The 20,278-nt window shown below is 70.9% G+C and carries 14 protein-coding genes, 1 rRNA gene and 1 pseudogene; 4 read left to right on the top strand and 12 right to left on the bottom strand.

Annotation, left to right across the window (positions count from 1 at the left end):
• Window positions 1-33 precede the first annotated feature (33 nt).
• A 16S ribosomal RNA gene (locus tag J8M51_RS36845) occupies window positions 34-1,560 on the bottom strand.
• Between the two features lie 850 nt (window positions 1,561-2,410).
• Here J8M51_RS36845 and trpS point away from each other — a divergent pair.
• The gene (gene trpS / locus J8M51_RS36840) at window positions 2,411-3,406 is read left to right on the top strand and encodes a tryptophan--tRNA ligase (RefSeq protein WP_216591812.1); all 996 of its coding nucleotides are present in this window, start codon (window positions 2,411-2,413) and stop codon (window positions 3,404-3,406) included.
• 12 nt (window positions 3,407-3,418) lie between these two features.
• On the opposite strand, the gene proC is transcribed toward trpS, so the two are convergent.
• From proC to J8M51_RS36825, 3 genes are all read right to left on the bottom strand, one after another.
• Window positions 3,419-4,231, bottom strand: coding sequence for a pyrroline-5-carboxylate reductase (gene proC / locus J8M51_RS36835; protein ID WP_216591811.1), 813 nt, complete (start codon window positions 4,229-4,231; stop codon window positions 3,419-3,421).
• A 106-nt stretch (window positions 4,232-4,337) separates the two neighbouring features.
• The gene (locus J8M51_RS36830) at window positions 4,338-5,126 is read right to left on the bottom strand and encodes an ABC transporter permease (protein WP_267299811.1); all 789 of its coding nucleotides are present in this window, start codon (window positions 5,124-5,126) and stop codon (window positions 4,338-4,340) included.
• Entirely contained in the window at window positions 5,123-5,992 is an 870-nt protein-coding gene (locus J8M51_RS36825; protein ID WP_267299810.1) for an ABC transporter ATP-binding protein, read from the bottom strand. The genes J8M51_RS36830 and J8M51_RS36825 overlap by 4 nt, the downstream gene beginning before the upstream one ends.
• A gap of 410 nt (window positions 5,993-6,402) precedes the next feature.
• Here J8M51_RS36825 and J8M51_RS36820 point away from each other — a divergent pair.
• Window positions 6,403-7,884, top strand: a pseudogene (locus J8M51_RS36820) (SulP family inorganic anion transporter); the annotation flags it as partial.
• Between the two features lie 57 nt (window positions 7,885-7,941).
• On the opposite strand, the gene J8M51_RS36815 reads toward J8M51_RS36820, so the two are convergent.
• From J8M51_RS36815 to J8M51_RS36805, 3 genes are all read right to left on the bottom strand, one after another.
• A complete protein-coding gene (locus J8M51_RS36815; protein ID WP_267299809.1) occupies window positions 7,942-8,730 on the bottom strand; it encodes a class I SAM-dependent methyltransferase in 789 nt (262 codons plus the stop codon).
• Between the two features lie 92 nt (window positions 8,731-8,822).
• Window positions 8,823-9,443: an EamA/RhaT family transporter gene (locus J8M51_RS36810; RefSeq protein WP_398857627.1), complete on the bottom strand. Its 621-nt coding sequence runs from the start codon at window positions 9,441-9,443 to the stop codon at window positions 8,823-8,825.
• A gap of 289 nt (window positions 9,444-9,732) precedes the next feature.
• Complete coding sequence (locus J8M51_RS36805; RefSeq protein ID WP_086764924.1) at window positions 9,733-10,059, bottom strand: SH3 domain-containing protein; 327 nt, start codon at window positions 10,057-10,059, stop codon at window positions 9,733-9,735.
• 207 nt (window positions 10,060-10,266) lie between these two features.
• Between J8M51_RS36805 and J8M51_RS36800 the strand changes: the two genes are divergently transcribed.
• Complete coding sequence (locus J8M51_RS36800; protein WP_267299808.1) at window positions 10,267-12,552, top strand: serine/threonine-protein kinase; 2,286 nt, start codon at window positions 10,267-10,269, stop codon at window positions 12,550-12,552.
• A 75-nt stretch (window positions 12,553-12,627) separates the two neighbouring features.
• Here J8M51_RS36800 and ilvD read toward each other — a convergent pair whose 3' ends face one another.
• From ilvD to J8M51_RS36780, 4 genes are all read right to left on the bottom strand, one after another.
• Entirely contained in the window at window positions 12,628-14,481 is a 1,854-nt protein-coding gene (ilvD, locus tag J8M51_RS36795; RefSeq protein ID WP_086762625.1) for a dihydroxy-acid dehydratase, read from the bottom strand.
• Window positions 14,482-14,651: 170 nt separating this feature from the next.
• Window positions 14,652-15,269: a TetR/AcrR family transcriptional regulator gene (locus tag J8M51_RS36790; RefSeq protein ID WP_086762628.1), complete on the bottom strand. Its 618-nt coding sequence runs from the start codon at window positions 15,267-15,269 to the stop codon at window positions 14,652-14,654.
• The gene (locus J8M51_RS36785; RefSeq protein WP_216591553.1) at window positions 15,266-16,087 is read right to left on the bottom strand and encodes a sugar phosphate isomerase/epimerase family protein; all 822 of its coding nucleotides are present in this window, start codon (window positions 16,085-16,087) and stop codon (window positions 15,266-15,268) included. Before J8M51_RS36785 ends, J8M51_RS36790 begins: the two co-directional genes overlap by 4 nt.
• Before the next feature lie 251 nt (window positions 16,088-16,338).
• The gene (locus tag J8M51_RS36780; protein WP_086762081.1) at window positions 16,339-17,274 is read right to left on the bottom strand and encodes a Ppx/GppA phosphatase family protein; all 936 of its coding nucleotides are present in this window, start codon (window positions 17,272-17,274) and stop codon (window positions 16,339-16,341) included.
• 71 nt (window positions 17,275-17,345) lie between these two features.
• On the opposite strand from J8M51_RS36780, the gene J8M51_RS36775 reads away from it, so the two are divergent.
• Window positions 17,346-18,239, top strand: a complete 894-nt coding sequence (locus tag J8M51_RS36775) for a hypothetical protein (RefSeq protein WP_216591844.1) — start codon at window positions 17,346-17,348, stop codon at window positions 18,237-18,239.
• A gap of 54 nt (window positions 18,240-18,293) precedes the next feature.
• Here J8M51_RS36775 and J8M51_RS36770 read toward each other — a convergent pair whose 3' ends face one another.
• Complete coding sequence (locus J8M51_RS36770; protein ID WP_267299807.1) at window positions 18,294-20,117, bottom strand: BACON domain-containing protein; 1,824 nt, start codon at window positions 20,115-20,117, stop codon at window positions 18,294-18,296.
• Between the last annotated feature and the right edge of the window lie 161 nt (window positions 20,118-20,278).

Genomic DNA, 20,278 nt, shown 5'->3' with positions numbered 1-20,278 from the left:
CTGGCTGCCTTGCGGCAGCTAGATGCTCCTTAGAAAGGAGGTGATCCAGCCGCACCTTCCGGTACGGCTACCTTGTTACGACTTCGTCCCAATCGCCAGTCCCACCTTCGACAGCTCCCTCCCACAAGGGGTTGGGCCACCGGCTTCGGGTGTTACCGACTTTCGTGACGTGACGGGCGGTGTGTACAAGGCCCGGGAACGTATTCACCGCAGCAATGCTGATCTGCGATTACTAGCAACTCCGACTTCATGGGGTCGAGTTGCAGACCCCAATCCGAACTGAGACAGGCTTTTTGAGATTCGCTCCGCCTCACGGCTTCGCAGCTCATTGTACCTGCCATTGTAGCACGTGTGCAGCCCAAGACATAAGGGGCATGATGACTTGACGTCGTCCCCACCTTCCTCCGAGTTGACCCCGGCAGTCTCCTGTGAGTCCCCATCACCCCGAAGGGCATGCTGGCAACACAGAACAAGGGTTGCGCTCGTTGCGGGACTTAACCCAACATCTCACGACACGAGCTGACGACAGCCATGCACCACCTGTACACCGACCACAAGGGGGCGACCATCTCTGGCCGTTTCCGGTGTATGTCAAGCCTTGGTAAGGTTCTTCGCGTTGCGTCGAATTAAGCCACATGCTCCGCTGCTTGTGCGGGCCCCCGTCAATTCCTTTGAGTTTTAGCCTTGCGGCCGTACTCCCCAGGCGGGGAACTTAATGCGTTAGCTGCGGCACCGACGACGTGGAATGTCGCCAACACCTAGTTCCCACCGTTTACGGCGTGGACTACCAGGGTATCTAATCCTGTTCGCTCCCCACGCTTTCGCTCCTCAGCGTCAGTAATGGCCCAGAGATCCGCCTTCGCCACCGGTGTTCCTCCTGATATCTGCGCATTTCACCGCTACACCAGGAATTCCGATCTCCCCTACCACACTCTAGTCTGCCCGTATCGAATGCAGACCCGGGGTTAAGCCCCGGGCTTTCACATCCGACGCGACAGACCGCCTACGAGCTCTTTACGCCCAATAATTCCGGACAACGCTCGCGCCCTACGTATTACCGCGGCTGCTGGCACGTAGTTAGCCGGCGCTTCTTCTGCAGGTACCGTCACTTTCGCTTCTTCCCTGCTGAAAGAGGTTTACAACCCGAAGGCCGTCATCCCTCACGCGGCGTCGCTGCATCAGGCTTTCGCCCATTGTGCAATATTCCCCACTGCTGCCTCCCGTAGGAGTCTGGGCCGTGTCTCAGTCCCAGTGTGGCCGGTCGCCCTCTCAGGCCGGCTACCCGTCGTCGCCTTGGTGAGCCGTTACCTCACCAACAAGCTGATAGGCCGCGGGCTCATCCTTCACCGCCGGAGCTTTCCACACTCATCGGATGCCCGAGAGTGTTGTATCCGGTATTAGACCCCGTTTCCAGGGCTTGTCCCAGAGTGAAGGGCAGATTGCCCACGTGTTACTCACCCGTTCGCCACTAATCCCCACCGAAGTGGTTCATCGTTCGACTTGCATGTGTTAAGCACGCCGCCAGCGTTCGTCCTGAGCCAGGATCAAACTCTCCGTGAATGTTTACTCGGCCGGAAAACTAATTCAGCCGGTGCACACACACGAGAGCGGAACCACCGGAGGAATAGTCCGATGGTTCACAGCGTCCTCGCTGTGTTTTGTTTCAAAGGAACCTCGTCCCAGCAGATGCTGGAGACGGGGTATCAACATATCTGGCGTTGATTTTTGGCACGCTGTTGAGTTCTCAAGGAACGGACGCTTCCTTTGTACTCACCCGAGCTTCTCGCTCAGGCTTTCCTCCGGGCAGTTTCCCTTCGGTCTTGCTGTCTTGCGTTTCCGACTCTATCAGACCGTTTCCGGTTCCGATTTCCTCGGTGCTTTCCAGGTTTCCGCTTCCGCGTTTCCCTTTCCGGCGAGTCCGACTCTATCAGATCCTTTCGGGCCTGATTCCCAGTCAGCGGGAGTTGCCTTCCCGGCTGTTGGGCCGTTCCGACGAGTGAGACTTTAGCGGATTCCCGGCCCCCGAGCTAATCGGGGGTCTGCGTCCTTTCGAACGCGGATTCCTCATTTCGCAAATTCACATGCCAATGGCACGACGACGGGTCGTCGATTGTTGGTGGTTACCTGCGGAATGGCTGTCCGGGGACCGACCGAGGTCGGCACTCACGTCGGACAACCCGGAGAACACTACGTAGGGGCTCGGGGTGTGTCAACTCGCTGTCGGCCGGCCTCGTGGAGGCGTAGCCTGGCGCCCATGACTACGCGTACGTGTCACCAGCAGTGGTGGGCCGCCTGACGGCGGCCGTACACACGTATGTACACGACGGCCGCCGCCCTGGCGGCCGTTCTCGTTTCTCCCTTCCGAGGGTCGGCCGGCCGGTGGCGGCGGTCCTGATCAGGAGGTGGAGAGATGGCACGGGTCTTCAGCGGGATCAAGCCGACGGGGCATCTGACGCTGGGGAACTACCTGGGGGCCGTACGGCGGTGGGCCGAGGTCGACCAGTACCGCACCGACGCGCTGTTCTGCGTGGTGGATCTGCATGCGCTGACCGTGGACCACGATCCGGCGCGGGTGCGCAGGCTCAGTCGGCAGGCGGCGACCCTGCTGCTGGCCTCGGGGCTGGATCCGGAGCTGTGCACCGTCTTCGTACAGAGTCATGTGGATGAGCACGCGCGGTTGTCGTATCTGCTGGAGTGCGTGGCCACGGACGGTGAGATGCGGCGGATGATCCAGTACAAGGAGAAGGCGGCGCGGGAGCGGGAGCGGGGCGGAAGTGTCCGGCTGTCCTTGCTGACGTATCCGGTACTGATGGCGGCGGACATCCTGGCGTACGGGACGGACGAGGTGCCGGTCGGGGACGACCAGACGCAGCATGTGGAGCTGACGCGGGATCTGGCCGTGCGGTTCAACCAGCGGTACGGGCAGACGTTCGTGGTGCCTCGGGCGACCCCGCCGAAGGTCGGGGCGCGGGTGATGAATCTGCAGGACCCCACCTCGAAGATGGGGAAGACGGACGACGTCGGGCCGGGGATCGTCTATCTGCTGGACGAGCCCGACGTGGTGCGCAAGAAGGTCATGCGGGCCGTGACCGACAGCGGGCGGGATGTCGTCTACGACCCGCGGGAGCGTCCGGGGCTCGCGAATCTGCTGGAGATCCTCGCGGCCTGTCGGGGTGGGAAGCCCGAGGACCTGAGCGGCGCGTACGAGTCGTACGGAGCGCTGAAGAAGGACACGGCGGAGGCCGTGGTCGAACTGCTCAGGCCTCTGCGGGAGCGGCACAAGGAGTTGTGCGCGGATCCCGCGTATGTGGAGGGGGTGCTGCGGTCGGGTGCGGAGAAGGCCAGAAAGATGGCTCGGCCGAGGGTGGATGGGGCGTATCGGGCGATCGGTCTGCTGGCCGGCTGACCGCGCGGGGCGTCAGTCCTTCTTGCCGGAGGCCAGTTCGCGGCTGCGGTCGCGGGCGGCCTCCAGGGCGGCGATCAGTGCGGCGCGTACTCCGTGGTTCTCGAGTTCGCGGATGGCGCTGATCGTCGTGCCGGCGGGAGAGGTGACGTTCTCGCGGAGCTTGACGGGGTGCTCGCCGCTGTCGCGGAGCATGGTGGCCGCGCCGATGGCGGACTGGACGATCAGGTCGTGGGCCTTGTCGCGGGGCAGGCCGAGGAGGATGCCCGCGTCGGTCATGGCTTCGACCAGGTAGAAGAAGTACGCCGGGCCGGAGCCGGAGAGGGCGGTGCAGGCGTCCTGCTGGGACTCGGGGACGCGGAGCGTCTTGCCCACGGCGCCGAAGATCTCCTCGGCGTGCGCGAGGTCGGCCTCGCTCGCATGGCTGCCGGAGGAGATGACGGACATGGCCTCGTCGACGAGGGCGGGGGTGTTCGTCATGACACGGACGACGGGGGTGCCCGCGGCCAGGCGCTCCTCGAAGAAGGAGGTGGGGATGCCCGCCGCGCCGCTGATGACCAGGCGGTCGGCGGGTGTGTGCGGGGCGAGTTCGTCGAGGAGGGCGGCCATGTCCTGGGGCTTGACCGTGAGGATGAGCGTGTCGGCGGTCTTCGCGGCCTCGGCGTTGGTGACCGGGGTGACGCCGTGGCGGGCGCGGAGCTCTTCGGCGCGTTCCGGGCGGCGGGCGGTGACCAGGAGGTCCGCCGGGGCCCAGCCGGCTCGGATCATTCCGCTGAGCAGGGCCTCGCCGATCTTGCCGGTGCCGAGGACTGCGACTTTCTGGCTCATGGTGCGGGTGCCCTCCGGGGGTGCGTCGTCCGGGGGCCATCCTCGCACCGGGCACGGATGTCCGGCTGGTGTGTCCGGTGGGCGGAACGTCGGCGCGCGGTGGGCGCTATGTCGTACGGCGCCTCAGGGTGGCCGCTCCCAGGGTCAGGACCAGCAGGGCGCAGCCGGCGACGATCCCGATGTCGCGGACGAAGGTGGCGGTCATGTCGGTGTGGTGGAGGACCTCGTTCATGCCGTCGACGGCATAGGACATGGGGAGGACGTCGGAGATGGCTTCCAGGGCGGGGTGCATCTCGGGGCGCGGGGTGAACAGGCCGCAGAGGAGGAGCTGGGGGAAGATCACGGCCGGCATGAACTGGACGGCCTGGTACTCGGAGGAGGCGAAGGCCGAGACGAAGAGGCCGAGGGCGGTTCCCAGCAGGGCGTCGAGGAGGGCGACGATCAGCAGCAGCCAGGGGGAGCCGATGACGTCCAGGTCGAGGAACCAGACGGCCAGACCCGTGGCGAGGGCGGACTGGATGATCGCCAGGGTGCCGAAGGCCAGGGCGTAGCCGGCGATGAGGTCTCCCTTGCCGAGGGGCATGGAGAGGAGGCGTTCCAGGGTGCCGGAGGTGCGTTCGCGGAGGGTCGCGATCGAGGTGACCAGGAACATCGTGATCAGCGGGAAGATGCCGAGCAGTGAGGCGCCGATGGAGTCGAAGACGCGTGGGTTTCCGTCGAAGACATAGCGCAGCAGGAACAGCATCACGCACGGGATGAGGATCAGCAGGGCGATCGTGCGGGGGTCGTGGCCGAGCTGGCGGAGGACCCGGGCGGCGGTGGCGGTCGTACGGGAGTGGCTGAGGGCCCTGGGGCGGGGGGCCGCGGGGGGTGTGGACGGGGTCGTGGTGGTCATCGCGCCGGCTCCTCGTGGTGTGCGTCGGTCGTGGCGGTGGTGGGCGCGGTCACGGTCGCGGTGGGTTCGGCTGCCGTGGCCTCGTCGACCAGGCGGAGGAACGCCTCTTCGACCGTTTCCGCGTGGGTGCGGGTGCGCAGGGCCTCGGGGGTGTCGTCGGCGAGGATCTCGCCCTCGCGCATGAGCAGGAGGCGGTGGCAGCGCTCGGCCTCGTCCATGACGTGGGAGGAGATGAGGAGGGTGGCCCGGCGTTCGGCGGCGATGGTGTGGAAGAGGGTCCACAGTTCGCGGCGGAGGACGGGGTCGAGGCCGACGGTGGGTTCGTCGAGGACCAGGAGTTCGGGCGTGCCGAGGAGGGCCACGGCCAGGGACACACGGCTGCGTTGGCCGCCGGAGAGGTTGCCGGCGAGGGCGTCGGCGTGGGTGGTGAGGGCGACGTCGGCGATGGCCCGGGTGACGTTCTCTTGGCGGCGGTCGGCGGCGGCGCGGCCGGGGTCGAGGATCGCGGCGAAGTAGGCGAGGTTCTGGCGGACGGTCAGGTCGTCGTAGACCGAGGGGGCCTGGGTGACGTAGCCGATGCGGGAGCGGAGGGTGGCGTCTCCCGCGGGGTGGCCGAGGACGTTCAGGGTGCCGGTGACCTTGGCCTGGGTGCCGACGATCGCTCGCATCAGGGTCGATTTGCCGCAGCCCGAGGGGCCGAGGAGACCGGTGATCTGGCCCCGGGGGACGGCGAAGTCGAGGGCGCGGAGGACTGTGCGGTTGCCTCGGGCGACGGTGAGGGCCTGGGCCTGGACCGCGGGGAGCGGAGGGGCGCCGGCGGGGGTGGTGGGTTGGGGTGGCGGCTCGCTCGGCGAGTAATTCATCATGTGATGAATATTGCGCAGGGCGGGGACGCCGTCAAGGGAGATGCGGGGCGGAGGGGGCGCCGGGCGCGATGGGTGCGGCGCGGGGCGACAAGGAGGCGCACGTGGGGTGAGAAGGGGCGCGGGCGCTCGGCGGGGTGATCGGAGGGCGGGGCTCCGGGGGTGCGCACTTCCGTTGCGGGGCGGTGATCGCGGGGAGGGGGTGCGATGGTTGCTCGCTTTGGGTGACAATTGGTTGCGGAGCGTGGTCGGTGGTGGGGCTCTCGACCGCGCGATGTCGCCCGGGTGAGGTGTGGCGGTCTCCTGTTGTGAGTTCCGCCAGGGGCCGGTGAGGTCCCGTGAGCCTGCCGGGACCGCGCCTCTTCTGCCGGGCACCCCTGTCGAACGTGTCGGCTGCCGGAGGTGTGTCTGTCGTGCGTAGTGCCTCGGATCGCTCTCGATCACGTGCCCTGTGGCGAGGGGAGGTGACCGCCTCCGTCGGGGTGTTCCTCGTGGCGTTGCCGTTGTGTGTCGGGGTCGCCGTGGCCTCGGGGGTGCCGGTGGAGTTGGGGCTGGTCACCGGGATCGTCGGCGGTCTGGTGGTCGGGGCCCTGCCGGGGAACGGGCTGCGGGTGAGCGGGCCGGCGGCCGGGGTGATCGTGCTGGTGTACGAGGTCGTGCGGGCGTACGGGTTACCGGCCCTGGGTGTGCTGGTGCTCGGGGCCGGGGTGGTGCAGCTGGGGTTGGGGGCGTTGCGGCTGGGGCGGTGGTTCCGGGCCGTGTCGGTGGCGGTGGTGCAGGGGATGTTCGCCGGGATCGGGCTGCTGCTGGTGGCGGGGCAGCTCTACGCCATGGGGGACGTGGCCGCGCCCGGTGGTGGGGGGATCGAGAGGCTCGCGGGGTTCGGGGCGTTGCCCGGGGGCGTCGATCCCCGCGCGCTGGCGGTCGGGGGTGCCACCGTCGCCGTACTGGTGGTGTGGCCTCGGTGGCGGTGGGGGGCGCGTCGGGTGCCGGCGCCGTTCGTGGCCGTCGGGGGTGCGGCCCTGGTGACGGCGGTGTTCGACCTGGGGGTGCGACGGGTCGAGGTGCGGGGGCTGTTGGCGGCCGTGCGGGTGCCGTCGGGTGCTGACCTGGGGTTGCTGGTGGAGGTGGGGTTCGTGGGGACCGTGCTCGCCCTCGCGCTGATCGCCTCCGCGGAGTCGTTGTTCGGCGCGGCGGCCGGGGATCAGCGGCAGAGCGGTCCGCGGACCGACCACGACCGGGAGTTGGTCACCCAGGGCGCCGGGAACGTGGTGTGCGGGGCGCTCGGGGCGCTGCCGCTGGCGGTGTTCATGGTGCGGAGCGGGGCCGGGGGTGCCGCCTCGGGGCATGCGGGGGCGGGGGCGGGGGCCGTGGTGCGGGCCAGGGCTTCGCGGGTGCTGACCGGGGTGTGGTTGTCGGGGTTCGCCGTGCTGCTGCCCGGGGTGCTCGGGGTGGTTCCGGTCGCGGCGGTGGCCGGGCTGCTGGTGCACACGGGGTGTCGGCTCGTGCCCGTACGGGAGGTGGGGGTGCTGTGGCGGGGGCGGGATCGCGGTGAGTTGGTGGTGCTGGGGGCGACCGCCCTGGCGATCGTGACCTGGAGTCTGTTCGGGGGCGTGCTGGTGGGGCTCGCGGTGGCGGTGGCCAAGACCGCGTGGGACATCAGCCAGGTGCGGGTGGAGGTCGAGGACCAGGGGGACGCGGGGGTGGTGGTGCGGGTGGCCGGGAACGCGACGTTCCTGCGGTTGCCGAAGCTGCTGGACGCGTTGGAAGGGGTGCCTCGGGGGCGGGGGGCGCGGCTGGAACTGGGTGGGCTGTGGCATGTGGACCACGCGTGTGCGACGGCCCTGGAGGCTTGGGCGGCGGGAGGGGGAGGGGGAGTGAGAGGGGAAGAGGGGGCGGAGGTCGGGGTAGGGAGGCCAGGATCGGGATCGGGGCCCGGATCGGGGTCGGGGTCAGGGGCGGATGGCCAGGAGCAGGTCCACGTCGTAGGTCTCTTCGATGGCTTCGGTGGGGAAGAGCTCGCGGAGGTGGGCTCGCTCCTCGGCGAGGAACGCGGTGGTGGCCTCTTCGCCGAGGACCAGGAAGCCCGAGTGGCTGGCGATGTTGGCCAGGTGGGTGTCCAGGGGGACCGTGCGGCTCCAGCGGATCTGGCGGCGGGTGAAGTCGAGGCGGCCGGAGGTGTCCGTGAGGGCGGCGGGGGCGCCGGAGCCGCTCTTCTCGATCGGGGTGCCGGGGTCCACGCCGAGGAAGCGGTGGATACGGGTGGTGGCGTCGGCGATCCAGGGGATCTCGACGGCGTCGGTGTTCCACCAGAGGGCCAGTGCGCCGCCGGGGCGGAGTACGCGGAGGGCTTCCGGGACCGAGCGGGTGGGGTCGGTCCAGTGCCAGGACTGGGCGTAGGTGAGGAAGTCGACGGAGGCCGTGGCCAGCGGGAGGGCGTCGCCGTCGCCTCGGACGAGAGGGATGTCGGGGTGGGTGCGGCGTAACTGGGCCGCCATGCCTGCGCCGGGTTCCACGGCGAGGACGCGGGCGCCGCGGGTGTGGAGGAGAGCGGTGGAGATGCCGGTGCCGGCGCCCACGTCGACGGCACGGGAGCCGTGGAGGGGGCGGGCGGACAGGGCTTCGATGGTGTCGAAGAGGGCGGGTGGGTAGGACGGGCGGCTCGCCGCGTACTGGGCCGCGGCGGCGTTGAAGGAGTGGGCTCGGGTGGTGTGGGAGGGGTGGGGGCGGGAGGTTGCCATGGAGGCATCGTGGCTCAGGCGGAAGGGAGTTGGGGAGGGGGCGGGTGCGGGTGCGGGTTTCGTGGGGTTGATCGCGCCGCTCCCCGCGCCCCTTACGGGGTGCCGCGGTGGCGCTTCGCGGGGTTTCTCGTGCGCTTGGCCGTGCGGCGGGCGTACTGGTCGCGGGCCGTGGTGTATTCCGCGCGGTGCAGGGACTCGCCGGGAGCCTCCTTCAGGGAGCGGAGGAAGTAGGCGCTCAGCGAGCCGAGGAAGCCGATCATGAGGAGGCCGCGCAGGGAGGACTGGCGGGCCGGGTCGGGGCGCTTGGTGTAGGAGCCCCAGGTGTGGCCGAAGGCCAGGGCACTGCAGACGGCGAACATGACGGCGACCAGGACGCTGACGAAACCGCCGACCGCGGCCAGTTGCAGGCCCTCGTAGGCCAGGCGCAGCACCAGACAGGAGGCGACCAGCGCGGCGAGCGAGCCAAGGGTGACGGCCGCGCGGCGGGGCGTGTAATGGCCGTCGTGGTTCAGCCAGGTCGTCCCGAAGAAACGGATGGCTTCCGGGCGTGGGCCCGCGGGGGTCGCCTGGGGTGCCGCAGCCGGCTGGGGGGCTGTGGGCCCTTGGGGTGCCGGGGAGGATTCCGGTTCCCGCGGCTGGTGGGCCGGTTGCTTCGGCTCCTGCTTCGGCTCCCGTTTCGGCTCCGCCCGCGTGTTCTTCGGTCTCTGGCTCACGGATCGTTTCTGGCTCACGGATCGATTATGGCTGCCGTCGTTTTCGGCCACGGAGCGGGAAGGGCTCACGTCGGGAGCGGCCTCGCCGTGCGGCACCGGGCGGTCCGGGACCAGCCCAGGCCCGGCCCCTGCCCCTGCCCCTGCCCTCCACAGGGATCTCGTGCCGCCATCTGTCGCAGCGTCGCGATCGCGTGCCGTCATGACGGCACGCGATCGCAAGGTCACGACGTACGAGGTCGACGTCGATCCGCCGCTCGCCGCCCCGGCCCCGTCAGCCGCAGCGGCCTCGTCAGCCGCAGCGGCCCGCCACGTAGCCGTCGCTGCCGGTGTAGACGTAGGCGTCGGAGATGTACTGGCCGTCGCTGATGTTGTCCCAGACGTTGGTGGTGCCGTAGGGGCCGGAGATGGTCTGGCCCGGGGTCTGGCAGTAGATCGGCACGCTGGCGCCCTCGGAGAGGACGCGGACGACGCCGTAGCTGGTGCTCGGACCGCTGCGGACGTTGAGGCGGACGCCCGGCGCGACCGAGTAGTGGCGGACGGCCGCCGTGGCCGAAAGTGTGGCGTTCGGCTCCCCCTCGCCGTCCCCTGTGATCTCTTCTGCATGCTCGACGGACATGGCTGAACTCCCCCCGTTTGAAACCCGTTTGCAACCCCGTTTGGTCCCCATGCAAGGCATGGGGACCCTTTGATACCCCTGAATCAGGACACACACACCTGTGCGTTTTTCGCACGTGAAGGCTAGCAAGCCGCCTCTGTCCCGTACGTGTCATCGACTAGGCTCCGAACGTCGCGCGAGCGGCCGAAACACCACGGGGGTGGACCCATGGCACCGCAGCGGGGCACCGGGCCGGGAGCGGAAGCGGAACTTCCCGAGTACGCCGGTCAGTACCGTCTGGAGTCGTGTCTGGGTTCCGGTGGCATGGGTGTCGTGCATCTGGCCACCTCGACTTCGGGGCTGCGGCTCGCGGTGAAGGTCGTGCACGCCGAGTTCGCCAAGGACCCCGAGTTCAGAGGACGTTTTCGGCAGGAGGTGGCGGCCGCCCGGCAGGTCAGCGGTGCCTTCACCGCGCCGGTCGTCGACGCGGACACCGACAGTCCCCGGCCCTGGATGGCCACCCTCTTCATCCCCGGTCCGACCCTCGCCGAGCACGTCAAGCGGAACGGGCCCATGCCACCGGGGCAGTTGCGGCGGCTGATGGCCGGGCTCGCGGAGGCGCTGCGGGACATCCATCGCGCCGGGGTGGTGCACCGGGATCTCAAGCCCAGCAACGTACTGCTCGCCGAGGACGGGCCCAAGGTCATCGACTTCGGTATCTCCCGGCCGAAGGACAGCGAACTGCGCACCGAGACCGGGAAGCTGATCGGCACCCCGCCGTTCATGGCGCCCGAGCAGTTCCGGCGGCCCCGGGAGGTCGGGCCCGCCGCCGACATCTTCGCCCTCGGGTCGGTCACCGTGCACGCGGCCACCGGGCGCGGGCCGTTCGACTCCGACAGCCCCTACGTCGTCGCCTACCAGGTCGTCCACGACGAGCCCGACCTCACCGACGTACCCGCGAACCTCGCGCCGCTCGTCCGTGCCTGTCTCGCCAAGGAGCCCGAGGACCGGCCCACGGCGGACGAGCTGATGCGCGAACTGCGGTCCGTGGCCGCCTCGTACGACACCCAGAGCTTCATACCGACCCAGCGGGAGAGGGAGAGGGAGAGCGAGAGGGAGAAGGAGAAGGAGCGGGGAAGCTCGGGGTGGGCGTCGTCCGGGCCGGGGCCGATCGACGGCACCGACCTCTCCACCGACAGGAACACGGCTGACGGCACCGGGCTCTCCACCGACGAGGACACGGCTGACGGCACCGGAACCGCCGGGCGGATGCGGAGGCGGGCCGTGCTGGCCGCCGCCTCGTTGGTGCTCGTCGCGGGTGGGGGGTTCGCCTCGGCGCGGGTGCTCGGGGGTGACGGTGGGCAGGCGGACGGCGGTGCGACCGCGCCGCGGGCCAGTGGCGCGGCGGTCGCCGCGCCCGCGCTCGAGGCCTGGGCCACCAAGCCGGCGGCGAAGAACGGGAGCGCGCCGCACTGCTCGTACGGGGCGGGGAAGCTGTTGTGCCGCCAGCCGGGGCTGGTCTCCGCGCTGGATCCGGCGGACGGCAGCGTGCTGTGGCGGCACACCGTCGACGGGGACGACGCGGTGGGCACGGGGGCCGCGCCCGTCGAGTCGGGTGGACTGGTGCAGGTGCTGACCGACCAGGACCGCCGGCTGCAGGCGCTCGATCCCGGCACCGGCGAGGTGCGGTGGGAGCGGGACGTCTCCGCGTACAGCGGTCGGCGGTTCGTGGGCGGCACGCTGCTGCTGACCGCCGCCGACGGAACGGTCACCGGTCTGGACAGCGCCACCGGGGACCCGAAGTGGAGCCGGCGCATCCCGGGCCGGCCGGAGGCGTACTTCACGTCGTTCGACGGGGACCCGTCGGCGTACGTGGCCGATGTGACCGGCGAGGGGGCGCGGGCGCGGACGCGGATCACGGCGGTCGACCCGGAGACGGGGGACGTCCGCTGGGACGCCCGGCTGGACGGTCACCTCGAACCCGTCGGCGCGCGGGACGGCGCCCTCTACCTCGCCGAGACCGGCGGCACCTTCCCCGACACGGTCGCCCTCGTCCGCTACGACCCCGCGACCGGGACCGGGACCGGCGCAAAGGCCGGGGCCGGGGCCGGGGCCGGGAAGACGGTCCGGGTGGCACTGCCCGTACGGCTCGAACAGGCCCGCGCGGTCGTACGGGGTGACGTGGTGTATCTGCTGAGCGGTGCGGGGGGCGCGCTGGCGGCGGTCGACATGAAGGCCCGCAAGCAGCTGTGGCGGACCGAGACGGGGGTCGCGCGGAGTTCGGCGCCCGTCGCCGACGACCGGTATGTGTACTTCACCTCGTCCGACGGGCGGCTGCTCGCGGTGGACCTGCGCAAGGGCCGCGTCGGCGGGGACACACCGTCGCGGCTCGGTGACTCGCAGCGGGTCACCGCCTCGCTGCCCGAGCCCGTCGTCATCGACGGCCGCGTCTGCGCGGGCGCGCTCGACGGGACCGTGCTCGGGCTGGACGGGAACGATCCGGCGGGCTGGTGACCCGCCGGATCGTTCCCGTCCACCCGTACGACCTCGGTGCTGTGCGTGCTGTCAGTGCGCTGCGTGCGGTGACCCTCAGCCCAGCTTGCTGACGTCCCGCACCGCGCCCTTGTCCGCGCTGGTGGCCATCGCGGCGTAGGCGCGCAGCGCGGCCGACACCTTGCGCTCGCGGTTCTTCGGGGCGTAGACGCCGTTCAGGGCGGCCTCACGGCGGCCCAGCTCGGCGTCGTCGACCAGCAGCTCGATCGTGCGGTTCGGGATGTCGATGCGGATGCGGTCGCCGTCCTCGACGAGGGCGATCGTGCCGCCGCCGGCCGCCTCGGGCGAGGCGTGGCCGATGGAGAGGCCGGAGGTGCCGCCGGAGAAGCGGCCGTCGGTGATCAGCGCGCAGGACTTTCCGAGGCCGCGGCCCTTGAGGTACGAGGTCGGGTAGAGCATCTCCTGCATGCCGGGGCCGCCCTTGGGGCCCTCGTAGCGGATGACGACGACGTCGCCCTCCTTGATCTCCTTCATGAGGATCTTCTGGACGGCCTCCTCCTGCGACTCGCAGACGACGGCCGGGCCCTCGAAGGTCCAGATCGACTCGTCGACGCCGGCGGTCTTCACCACACAACCGTCGACGGCGAGGTTGCCCTTCAGCACGGCGAGGCCGCCGTCCTTGGAGTAGGCGTGCTCGGCGGAGCGGATGCAGCCGCCCTCGGCGTCCTCGTCCAGGGTGTCCCAGCGCTCGGAGGTGGAGAACGCCTCGGCGGAGCGGACGCAGCCGGGGGCCGCGTGCCACAGCTCGACGGCCTTCGGGGAGGGGGAGCCGCCGCGCACGTCCCAGGTCTTCAGCCAGTCGGCGAGGGAGGCGCTGTGGACGGAGTTCACGTCCTCGTTGAGCAGGCCCGCGCGGTGCAGTTCGCCCAGCAGGGCCGGGATGCCGCCGGCGCGGTGCACGTCCTCCATGTAGTACGTGCGGTCCTTGGCGACGTTCGGCGCGACCTTGGCCAGACACGGCACGCGCAGCGAGACCGCGTTGATCTCGTCGAGGCCGAAGGGGACGCCCGCCTCCTGGGCGGCGGCCAGCAGGTGCAGGATCGTGTTGGTCGAGCCGCCCATGGCGATGTCGAGGGCCATCGCGTTCTCGAAGGCCGCGAACGAGGCGATGGCGCGCGGCAGGACCGACTCGTCGTCCTGCTCGTAGTAGCGGCGGGTGATGTCCATGACGGTCGTGGCCGCGTCGATGTACAGCTGTTTACGGGCCGTGTGCGTGGCCAGGACCGAGCCGTTGCCGGGCAGGGAGAGACCGATGGCCTCGGTCAGGCAGTTCATCGAGTTGGCGGTGAACATGCCGGAACAGGAGCCGCAGGTCGGACAGGCGTTCTCCTCGATACGGAGGATGTCCTCGTCCGAGATCTTGTCGTTCACGGCGTCGGAGATCGCGTCGACCAGGTCGAGCGTGCGGACCGTGCCGTCGACGAGGGTGGCCCGGCCGGACTCCATGGGGCCGCCGGAGACGAAGACGGTCGGGATGTTGAGGCGCAGGGCCGCGTTCAGCATGCCCGGCGTGATCTTGTCGCAGTTGGAGATGCAGATCAGGGCGTCGGCGCAGTGGGCCTCGACCATGTACTCCACGCTGTCCGCGATCAGATCGCGGGAGGGGAGGCTGTACAGCATGCCGCCGTGGCCCATCGCGATGCCGTCGTCCACGGCGATCGTGTTGAACTCGCGCGGGATGCCGCCGGCCTCGCGGATCGCCTCGCTGACGATGCGGCCCACCGGCTGGAGGTGGGTGTGGCCGGGCACGAACTCGGTGAAGCTGTTCGCGACCGCGATGATGGGCTTGCGGCCGATGTCCGCGCCCGGTACACCGGAGGCGCGCATAAGGGCGCGGGCGCCCGCCATGTTGCGGCCGTGGGTGACTGTGCGGGACCTCAGCTCGGGCATCGCGGGCACTCCTTCAGAGACTGCGATCAGAGACTTCTGACTGAGTCGAGCGTACGCCCGTCGCGCCAAGGGTTGGACAGGTTGTCCGAAATGCGGGATGGGTGTCTCGGTTCTCGGCCGCGGGGCCCTGGCGTCCCCGGGCCTGTCGGACGGGAATTGCCGGAGCGGCCCTAGAGGGGCGCGGTGAGGTGGGCCTGCACCACGGGCGCGACTCGTCTGATGATCTGCTCCGGGTCCGCCGAGGCCAGCGGCTCCACCTTGATCACGTACCGCAGCATCGCGATGCCGACGAGTTGCGCGGCGGCCAGTTCCGCGCGGAGCTCGGCGTCCGGGCCGTCGACCCGGGCGGCGACGCGGCGCAGCAGCTGGGCCGAGACGAGGCGGCGGAAGACGGCGGCCGCGACCTCGTTGTTCATGGCCGAGCGGACGATCGCGAGCAGCGCCTTGCGGGTCGCCGGGTTCTCCCAGACCCCGAAGAAGAAGCGGGCCAGCCGCTCGCCGACCCCGTCGAGAGGGCCCTCCGCGATCGCGCCGGGGGCGCTCAGCAGGGGTCCGAAGGCGACCTCGATGGACGCCTCGAACACCTGCTCCTTCGTACCGAAGTAGTGGTGCACGAGCGCCGAGTCCACCCCGGCGGCCTTGGCGATACCGCGTACGGACGTCTTGTCGTAGCCACGCTCGGCGAACTCCTCGCGGGCCGCGGCGAGGATCCGGTCACGGGCGGCCGGGGTGTCGGCCGCTTCCGTACGGGAGGGCCGGCCCCGGCGGCGGGGGGTGGCCGAGGTCACGGCCGGGGCACCCGCACGGCGGAGGCGAGGTGCAGCCGGGTGAAGGCGAGGGCCTCCGCCAGGTCGGCCTCGCGCTCGGCGGCGGACATGGCGCGGCGGGTGTTGACCTCGATCACGACATGGCCGTCGAAACCGGTCCGGGCGAGACGCTCCAGCAGTTCGGCGCAGGGCTGGCTGCCGCGGCCCGGGACGAGGTGCTCGTCCTTGGCCGACCCCTTGCCGTCCGCCATGTGCACATGGCCGAGCCGGTCGCCCATGCGGTCGACCATGTCCAGGGCGTCGGTGCGGGAGGTCGCGGAGTGGCTGAGGTCGATCGTGAAGTGCCGGTAGTCGTCCTTCGTCACGTCCCAGTCGGGGGCGTAGGCGAGCATCTCGCGGTCGCGGTAGCGCCAGGGGTACATGTTCTCGACGGCGAACCGGACGTCCGTCTCGTTCGCCATCCGCCAGATCCCGGTGACGAAGTCACGCGCGTACTGGCGCTGCCAGCGGAACGGGGGGTGGACGACGACCGTGCTCGCGCCGAGCTTCTCCGCGGCGGCCTGGGCGCGCTGGAGCTTGACCCACGGGTCGGTGGACCACACCCGCTGGGTGATCAGCAGACAGGGGGCGTGTACGGCGAGGATGGGGATCTGGTGGTAGTCGGAGAGGCGGCGCAGGGCCTCCAGGTCCTGGCTGACCGGGTCGGTCCAGACCATGACCTCCACACCGTCGTACCCGAGGCGCGCGGCGATCTCGAAGGCCGTGGCCGTCGACTCCGGGTACACGGAGGCCGTGGACAGGGCGACCTTCGCATCCGGGATCCGTACGGGTTCTGCCACGCGGGACAGCCTACGGGGTGGGCCGGGTGGGGTGGGGCGGGGGGCCGGGCGGGTGGGCGCCGTGGGGGTGCGGGGGCGTTGTCGGGTGCGGGCCCGGTGGGGCTTCTCGCGCAGTTCCCCGCGCCCCTGAAAAGCACGGGCTGCGCCCGGTGCTTTTCAGGCCCGCAGGGCCTGTGTCTTTTGGGGGCGCGGGGAACTGCGCGAGAAGCCCCACGCACCCGCACCCGACCACGCACCCCAGCTGCCGAGACCTACGCCGTACCGCCCATGTGATCCAGCCGCCGCAGAATCACACCCTCCCGCAGCGCCCACGGGCAGATCTCCAAGGTCTCCACCTGGAAGAGATCCATCGCCGCCTCGGCCACCAACGCACCGGCGAGAAGCTGGTTGGCGCGGCCCTCGGAGACGCCGGGGAGGGCGGCGCGCTGGGCGGTGGTCATGCCGGCGAGCTTGGGGACCCAGGACTCCAGAGCCTCGCGCTTGAGGTCGCGCTGCACATAGAGACCCTCGGTGGAGCGGGCGGCGCCGCCGATACGGGCGAGCTGCTTGAAGGTCTTGGACGTGGCGACGACATGGTCGGGCGCGCCGAAGCGGCTGAACTCGCCGACCGTACGGGCGATCTGGGCCCGGACATGACGGCGCAGGGCGCGGATGTCGTCGGGGGTGGCCGGATCGCCCGGGAGCCAGCCCGCGGTGAGACGGCCGGCGCCCAGCGGCAGCGAGGCGGCGGCGTCGGGCTCCTCGTCTATGCCGTACGCGATCTCCAGGGAGCCGCCGCCGATGTCGAGGACGAGCAGCTTGCCCGCCGACCAGCCGAACCAGCGGCGGACGGCGAGGAAGGTCAGCCGGGCCTCCTCCGAGCCGGTCAGGACCTGCAGTTCGACGCCGGTCTCGTCCTTGACGCGGGTGAGGACGTCGTCGGCGTTGCTGGCCTCCCGTACCGCGGAGGTGGCGAAGGGGAGCAGCTCCTCGACGCCCTTGTCCTCGGCGGCCTGGAGCGCCTCATGGACGACGCCTATGAGTTTGTCGACCCCTTCGGGGCCGATGGCCCCGGCTCCGTCGAGGAGTTGGGCAAGGCGCAGCTCCACCTTGTGCGAGTGCGCGGGCAGGGGGCGCGCGCCGGGATGTGCGTCCACCACCAGCAGATGCACCGTGTTCGATCCCACGTCGAGGACACCGAGTCTCATGGGCGGAACGCTACTGCCAGCGGAGCCGTGCACCGTCCTCGATGTGGCCTCGGGCGCCGTACCCTGGTCTGGTGCCAAAGACGAAAAAGGCAAAGGCCGACAAGTCGGCAGCGGGATCGGCCGCGGCCGACGGCTCCTCGCGGGCGAAGGCGGCGTCCAAGCCCTCCAGGTCGAGGACGAAGGACGCGGCGAAGTCCGCGGTGCCGGACGAGAAGGGGCTCGACTTCGCCCGCGCGTGGGTGGAGTTCCCTGATCCGGCGGACGACGAGCAGATCTTCCGCTGCGATCTGACATGGCTGACCTCGCGCTGGAACTGCGTCTTCGGCAGCGGCTGCCAGGGCATCCAGCCGGGCCGCGCGGCCGACGGGTGCTGCAGTCTGGGCGCCCACTTCTCCGACGAGGACGACGAGAAGCGCGTCGCCGGGCATGTGGCGAGGCTCACGCCCGAGATCTGGCAGTTCCACGACGTGGGCACGGAGACCGGCTGGGTCTCCGAGGACGAGGACGGCGACCGCCAGACCCGGCCGTACAAGGGGTCGTGCATCTTCCAGAACCGGCCCGGTTTCGCGGGGGGCGCGGGCTGCTCGCTGCACATCCTGGCGCTCAAGGAGGGCCGCGAGCCGCTGGAGACCAAGCCGGACGTCTGCTGGCAGCTGCCGATCCGCCGTACGTACGACTGGATCGACCGGCCCGACGACACACGGGTGCTCCAGGTGTCGATCGGCGAGTACGACCGGCGCGGCTGGGGTCCGGGCGGCCACGATCTGCACTGGTGGTGCACCTCGGCGACGTCGGCGCACGGCGCGGGCGACCCGGTGTACGTCTCGTACCGTCCGGAGCTGACGGAACTGATGGGCAAGGCGGGGTACGACCGCCTGGTCGAACTGTGCGAGCAGCGCCTGGCGTCGCGGTTGCCCCTGGTGGCTCCGCATCCTGCCGATCCGGTGGACGCGGCGAACCCGTAGGCGAGCGGTACGCCCGCCGAAAGGCGAGTTCCTCCCCCCTCTCCCCCGCCGCGCCTACGAGGCCGGCGGAGGGTCCCCGCCCCCGTCGCTCGGCGGGGGCGTCGGGCCCGGTGGGTCCGTGGGGGCCGGGGCGGTGGGCGTCGGGGTCGGGTCGGGCTGGGGCGGTGTCGTGGGCGTGGGGTCCGGGCCGGGGTCCGGGGGCGGGGCGGTCGGCCTCGGCGGGTCCGGGTCGGGGGCCGGAGGGGTGGGCCCGGAGTCGGTCGGCGGCTCCGGCAGCGGGCCGGTGCCCTCGATCGTCACCACGGCACCCGACGGGGCCAGCGACACCTGCGCCGTCCAGTACCCGGAGGGTTCGCTCAGCTGGTCGACGTACACCTTGATCGTCACCGACTCGCCGGGGCGCAGGGTGCCCGAGGAGCGGCTGAGGTAGAGCCAGTCGGCGCCGGTGCGGGCGGACCAGCTCACGGGTGAGTCGCCGGTCACCTTCAGGGTGATGAGCGTGGTGTCGCCGTCGTTCGCGGCGGTGACGGCGAGCGCGCCCCGCCCCTTCCCCTGGGTGACCTCCACGGACACGTCGTCCGCCGCGTGTCCGCCCCTGCCGTGGCGGGCGCCGCGCTCGGTCCGGGCGTTCCCGGCGTTCTCGTACGCGTCGCCGCCGCTGCCCTCGCCGACCGTCCCGTCGCCGTCGCCCTGCTCCTCTCCCGCGCTCACCGAACGGCCGTCGCCGCCCTCGCCGATGAGGGGGGCGCCCCGGTAGGCGGCCCAGAGGGCGAAGACGGGCGCGGCGACGACGGTGGCGACGACGGTCGTGGTGACGGCACGCGCGCGCAGCCGGTCCCGGCGCGCCGCGCGGTCCCTCGGGTCCATGGGGAAGCCGCGCCGGTCGAAGCGCGGGGCGCCGCCCCGCGCGCGCGTGAGGTGGGCCATCGCCGGGCCCAGGACCGCGCGCGGGGCTTCGAGCACGGGCAGCGCGGAGGGCGTGACGGTGGTGCCGGGCCAGCGGCCGGGGACGGCCCGCTCGGCGGCGCGGCGGCAGACGGGGCAGTCGTCCACGTGCCGGACCAGTTCGCGGCGCAGGGCGGCGCTCAGGACGAGCTGATGATCACCGGTGAGGCGGGAGACGCTCGGGCAGGCGCCGCTCTCGACGACGGCGAGGGCCGCCCGGGTGCGCTCCACCTCGCAGGCGGCGGAGGCGAGCAGCTCCCGCGCGGCGGCCTGGTCCATGCCGAGCACATCGGCGACCTCGTGGGCGGTGAGCTGGTGCCGGACGGCCAGCTCCAGCGCCTCGCGCTGCTCGGGCGTGGTGCCGGCGGCCTCCGGCCAGGCCAGCAGCGCCAGTTCGTGCCTGCGCCGCCGCTCCTCGTCCTCGGAGAGGGCCGGGGAGCGCCCCGCGGTCTTCACGGCACGCCCCTTGTCGGCGCCTCCCCCGCCGCCGGGCGCACCCGGGACACCGGAGCCGCCGGAGACACCGGGGGCCTTGGAGACAGTGGAGGCACCCGGGAGACCGGCGGTGCCCGAGAGGCCCGCGGCACCGGAGGCGTGCGCGCCCGGACGCTTCTGGCGCACCTCGGCGAGCTTGCGCAGACAGGCCCACCGGGCGAGCGCGTACAGCCAGGCCCGGCGGTCGCCGGCTTCGTCCGGCCCCCGGCGGCGCTCGGCGAGCGCGAGCACGTCCGCGAGGGCGGCGACCGCCGAGTCGTGGTCGCACAGCACGGACATGCAGTAGGTGAACAGACCGTCCAGGTACGGCTCGTAGCGAGCCGGCGGGCGCTGTGCCACCGCGCGCGCCGCCGCCCGATCGCGCGCCTCACGCGCCTCGCGGTGCGCCCGGTGTGCGCCGGTGGTGCGGGTCGAGGTCTCCGGACTGATGCTCATCATTCATGGACGGTAGGCGCCCGGAAGCAGCGCCTTCTCGCCCCTTCAGCACATTTACTCCGTACGGGTGAAACGATCCCTCATAAGGGGACAGGAACCCCGCGCTCCGCCGCCACCTCGGCCAATGTTGTGCACTTTATTGACCACGGCAACAGATCAGCCTA

Origin of the sequence: Streptomyces griseiscabiei (assembly GCF_020010925.1) — a bacterium.
GTDB classification, from domain to species: domain Bacteria; phylum Actinomycetota; class Actinomycetes; order Streptomycetales; family Streptomycetaceae; genus Streptomyces; species Streptomyces griseiscabiei.
The sequence above is the reverse complement of the archived record's forward strand: the minus strand, read 5'-3'. Positions and strand labels throughout refer to the sequence as shown.

Bases quoted from the DNA above. Each gene is read 5' to 3' on its own strand.
- J8M51_RS36825 (WP_267299810.1), bottom strand. From the start codon at position 5,992: ATGATGAATTACTCGCCGAGCGAGCCGCCACCCCAACCCACCACCCCC.
- ilvD (WP_086762625.1), bottom strand. From the start codon at position 14,481: ATGCCCGAGCTGAGGTCCCGCACAGTCACCCACGGCCGCAACATGGCG.
- J8M51_RS36805 (WP_086764924.1), bottom strand. From the start codon at position 10,059: ATGTCCGTCGAGCATGCAGAAGAGATCACAGGGGACGGCGAGGGGGAG.
- J8M51_RS36815 (WP_267299809.1), bottom strand. From the start codon at position 8,730: ATGGCAACCTCCCGCCCCCACCCCTCCCACACCACCCGAGCCCACTCC.
- proC (WP_216591811.1), bottom strand. From the start codon at position 4,231: ATGAGCCAGAAAGTCGCAGTCCTCGGCACCGGCAAGATCGGCGAGGCC.
- trpS (WP_216591812.1), top strand. From the start codon at position 2,411: ATGGCACGGGTCTTCAGCGGGATCAAGCCGACGGGGCATCTGACGCTG.
- J8M51_RS36800 (WP_267299808.1), top strand. From the start codon at position 10,267: ATGGCACCGCAGCGGGGCACCGGGCCGGGAGCGGAAGCGGAACTTCCC.
- J8M51_RS36830 (WP_267299811.1), bottom strand. From the start codon at position 5,126: ATGACCACCACGACCCCGTCCACACCCCCCGCGGCCCCCCGCCCCAGG.
- J8M51_RS36780 (WP_086762081.1), bottom strand. From the start codon at position 17,274: ATGAGACTCGGTGTCCTCGACGTGGGATCGAACACGGTGCATCTGCTG.
- J8M51_RS36770 (WP_267299807.1), bottom strand. From the start codon at position 20,117: ATGATGAGCATCAGTCCGGAGACCTCGACCCGCACCACCGGCGCACAC.